Source organism: Moorena sp. SIO3E8, from assembly GCF_010692445.1.
GTDB classification, from domain to species: Bacteria; Cyanobacteriota; Cyanobacteriia; order Cyanobacteriales; family Coleofasciculaceae; genus Moorena; species Moorena bouillonii.
Map to the genome: position 1 here is coordinate 1 of NZ_JAAHHM010000298.1, position 2,722 is coordinate 2,722.

Annotated in this window: 2 protein-coding genes; both read left to right on the forward strand. The window is 43.1% G+C overall.

Going from position 1 to position 2,722, the window contains the following annotated elements; translation table 11 throughout:
- The first annotated feature begins 666 nt into the window (after positions 1–666).
- Positions 667–1,398, forward strand: coding sequence for a fasciclin domain-containing protein (locus F6K46_RS39185; RefSeq protein ID WP_293068752.1), 732 nt, complete (start codon positions 667–669; stop codon positions 1,396–1,398).
- A gap of 176 nt (positions 1,399–1,574) precedes the next feature.
- On the forward strand, positions 1,575–2,033 hold the full coding sequence (locus F6K46_RS39190) for a BON domain-containing protein (protein ID WP_293068755.1): 459 nt from the start codon (positions 1,575–1,577) through the stop codon (positions 2,031–2,033).
- Positions 2,034–2,722 lie beyond the last annotated feature (689 nt).

Below are 2,722 nucleotides of genomic sequence, written 5' to 3' on the forward strand. Positions count from 1 at the left end.
CTCACAGGGGTAGGTTTTTAACAAAGACGTGAGGTGTGGGGTGTAGGGGGACCGGGTGTAGGGTGTGGGTGATCAGAAAGCGATGCAGCGCCTTCACGCGGGGGTTTCCCCCATGAGCGACTGCATCAAGACAATATACTTAATTTGTCGTTGTCTTGATGGAATAGCGAGTGGGGGAAACCCCCGCGTGAAGGTAATGGTGCGCTTACAGTCGTCGAATTAAATTCGCCACGGGTCGCACCATTAGCATCGCTAAAAATCATCATTGTCTTGATGCTTTGCGCGAGTGGGGGAAACCCCCGTGAGGCCACTGCATCGCTTGTCTGTACCCCCACACCCGGTCACCCCACACCCAATACCCCACACCTGAGGTCAAAGTAAAAAACCTACCCTTATGAGCCCCTAACCCCTCCCAGGAGGGGAAGAGGTAAGAGGGAAAAAATAATGTGTACCTCATAGCTACGATAAATGCTATATAGGGATCCGTGTAGGAATGAATTGTGATAATTTTTGATGCCATATTCCCTACTCCCTACTCCCTACTCCCTACTCCCTAATTTCTAACTTCCTTACCGACTTTTTTACTTTTGGGTAATAATCTCAAACTATGAAGCCGTTTAGTTGGAAAGCGTCAACTATACCTAGCATTCAGGAGAGATGATCTAAATGAAAACTCGCATTAAGTTGCTAACAGGTATTCTGGGATTAAGTGCTCTGATCAGTTTCCCGGCAATAGCGCAAGAAAAAACAGAAAACTCAGTTAAAGATGCTCTCAATGGTGCAACTGAGTCTATGACTGAGTCTATGGTAGAAAGCGCCCCCGATTCCTTGAATAAACCCCTTCAAGAGGGTAAAAAGGTAGAAATGCCAGCTACCACTGAAACTGAATCTACAACCAGTAACCTAGTAGAGCAAGCTGCGAGCAATGATCAATTCCAAACCCTTGTCAAAGCAATTGAGGCAGCAGGCTTAACAGAAACCTTAGCAGGTGAAGGACCCTACACGGTTTTCGCTCCCACCGATGATGCTTTTGCTGCACTGCCACCAAATACCTTAGACAGTCTACTACTACCAGAAAACAAAGAGGTACTGATAAAGCTGCTAAAGTATCATGTTTTAAGTGGTGCAGTTCCTAGCAGTCAAATCCAGTCGGGAGAAATTACCACTATGGCTGGAAAGTCGGTGATAGTACAAGTGGGTGAAGACGGTAATGTTACTGTCAACAATGCCCAGGTAACTCAAGCAGATATTCAAGCTAATAACGGCATTATTCATGTTGTTGACCATGTAATTCTGCCCTCAAGATCTCATGCTCAATCGGAACCAGGACCAACAGGAGTCATGGGAAATTCAGATGGCGAATTAAATTCGCTAAGGTCAAGCGCACCTGCTGAATAAGTTTGGTGTTTGTGGGAATTATATCCCGTTCGTTTGACTACTTATTATTTAGGTTTATTCGAGAATTTAATAGTGTCAATTTTCACTGAATACTTAACACTTAAAAACTCACAAGTTACCTGAATATAAAGTGATAAAACAGACTTGATTGGAGTAAATATAAGGAGAAATCAAAGATGAATAAGTTGATGCCAATTTTACTAGGTGGAGTGATTCTGTTGGGTGCTGCTGCTTGCGATGAAGCTAAAACAAGTGATGAAGCCTCCTACTCTATAGATCAAAATGATGAAGAACTAGTAACCTTACGGTCTGAAGGAAACCAAGGGGATGCCATGGTTCAAGAAACCCGAAAGGAAATCGAGGTAAATTTTGGAACTACTCAAGAGCCAAATCAAGCCTTGGGTAATTTAAAAAACCTTGATGAAGATGACCAACTAGCCAGTTTAGTACTTAATAATTTGGCAACCAATCTCCCCAATAGCCAGTTAGAAGTTGAAGCGGCAGAGGGAATTGTGACTATCTCAGGAAAAGTTTCGTCTGATGATCAATTGAGTCAGATTGCACCTTTGGCAATCCAGGTTGAAGGTGTTCAGAGCGTGGATGTTCAAGCTACTGTCAAAGAGCCAAACAGCTGATCGCTGATCTGGTCAAGTACCACTCTGTTGTTGCCAATGTTACCTAATTGATGTAATTATCTAATCCATAGAGAGGAGTTAGTCGCCTATTGCTTTTGCCATAGTGGTAGGCGACTTTTGTTGTTGAGTGTTCCTCGGCTTTAATTCATCCTCTAGCTGTCCTATTTGAGTTGTGAAACACCGGAAGAGCCGGAAAATGGGGAAGATGGGGAGGAGGAGAAAGAGGGGCAGGAGGGTGAAAATGCTTAGGTACGCTTTCCGTGATGGCGAGCAATCCCTTGACCGTAGGTCACGCTACGCGAACGCCATCACGGGTCGCTCTTGAAGAATAGTATCCCGTGTTATTGTCAATAAATTAATTACCATGGCTATACATAGCAATTGATTGTGATTGCAGCAAGGGTAAGAATACCGATAAAAAGATTAAGATTGGCTTGGATTATCGGTGTATCGGTGTTTATAGCAATCTCTTAAGCAGGTGCACAAAATTAATTACACATTTTCCAAAACTCAAAGCCTTACGATGTAAGGGTTACAGAGATTGGTAGTAGGAAATTAATTTGGGTGCGGCTCTTTTAAAAAGACAAAGAATAAGGTTTAGACAGGTATAGCAAGAGTAGGAGGAGCATTAGTAGAGCAACAAGCTTGAAAGAGTCGTTTCATTAAAGGAATACCATCAAGATACAAAG